The organism is Paenibacillus sp. S29 (assembly GCF_049319765.1).
Classification (GTDB): Bacteria; Bacillota; Bacilli; order Paenibacillales; family Paenibacillaceae; genus Paenibacillus; species Paenibacillus polymyxa_B.
This window is the reverse complement of sequence record NZ_JBMOUI010000104.1, coordinates 1-268: the sequence shown is the minus strand read 5'-3', so window position 1 is coordinate 268 and position 268 is coordinate 1. Positions and strand designations below refer to the sequence as shown.

Below are 268 nucleotides of genomic sequence, written 5' to 3'. Positions count from 1 at the left end.
GTGAAGTCGTAACAAGGTAGCCGTATCGGAAGGTGCGGCTGGATCACCTCCTTTCTATGGAGAATCGTTTCCTGCAATGGAAACATTCAAATATGAAGCGTAAGCTTCAAAACTCAGGTTTAGGCCTGTTACTCACTCGTTGCTCAGTTTTGAGAGCTCAAACTCTCAAAAAAAGCTGGTTGTTTACAGCTTTGCACCTTGAAAACTGGATACCGAAACGAAATTGCGTTTTAGAATATTCCTTTAAGCTGATCTTGTGTAAACAAGT

General features: G+C 41.4%; 1 protein-coding gene and 1 rRNA gene. Both read left to right on the top strand.

Annotation, left to right across the window (positions count from 1 at the left end; genetic code table 11):
• Positions 1 to 54: ribosomal RNA gene (locus tag ACL9RM_RS26725) — 16S ribosomal RNA — on the top strand; the annotation flags it as partial.
• A gap of 2 nt (positions 55 to 56) precedes the next feature.
• On the top strand, positions 57 to 268 hold a 212-nt coding region (locus tag ACL9RM_RS26720), incomplete at its 3' end, for a hypothetical protein (protein WP_422759431.1).